Below are 809 nucleotides of genomic sequence, written 5' to 3' on the forward strand. Positions count from 1 at the left end.
AAACTTTCTAATACGCAGCCGCTTGGATTTACGGGAATGATTTAGGTATTGCTTGAAAGGGAGAGAAACCACGATTTTTTTACCGGGCTCACCTTCAACGTAAAAGCGCACCACATATACCTGACTATTGGCTGGGTTTGAATCCGCATTCTGACCCGATCCAGAGATATACATGCCTGGAAATTTCACTTCCATATTCTCAGGAATAATTTCTAGCGCATGAAAATGGCTAGAGTAAATAATTAGACTGATATAAATCGCGTATTTTAATAGAACACTCATAGTAAAGACGGCTGCTTTTTAACAGCCGCAATATTATACTGGTTTCATTTAATTATTGGTAAGTTACATCTACCGCAACGTTAGCAGTATATGTACCAGCAACTAATGTCGCACTTGAAGTACGTGCAGTGCCGCCAATATTAAGATCCGCAGTACCACCCGTAAGGGTAATAGCATTATTAAAGTCAAATTCAGCTGCAATCGTATTTACGCCATTCACCAAGTTAGTATCAGAAATAACGACTGTTACTGCATCACCAGACTCTCCAGAAAGAGTAAATGCCGCCGCTCCTGCATCGCCTTGAGCGATAACAACGTCGGTTGTGTTATCTGAAGTGATGATACCGAAGTCAAGATCACTTGTTTTTGTCATTGTAATTGCTTGTTTTACTTCTAGTGTTGCATCAAAAGTGTCACTCACAGCGAAAACGTTCGCTGAAGAGATAGAAAGTGCAGATACAGCAACAACCTTAAAGACTTTGTTCATTTCTTTAATCCTTTATATAAAATCGGCTTTATTATTAGGG

The 809-nt window shown here is 39.4% G+C and carries 1 protein-coding gene and 1 pseudogene; both read right to left on the reverse strand.

The window, feature by feature from the left end:
* Positions 1–282: pseudogene (locus tag AB4486_RS26940) on the reverse strand (hypothetical protein); the annotation flags it as partial.
* Positions 283–334: 52 nt separating this feature from the next.
* A complete protein-coding gene (locus tag AB4486_RS26945) occupies positions 335–769 on the reverse strand; it encodes a DUF4402 domain-containing protein (RefSeq protein WP_048611478.1) in 435 nt (144 codons plus the stop codon).
* Between the last annotated feature and the right edge of the window lie 40 nt (positions 770–809).

The sequence above is a fragment of the Vibrio sp. 10N.222.55.C6 genome, from assembly GCF_041473395.1.
GTDB classification, from domain to species: Bacteria; Pseudomonadota; Gammaproteobacteria; order Enterobacterales; family Vibrionaceae; genus Vibrio; species Vibrio crassostreae_C.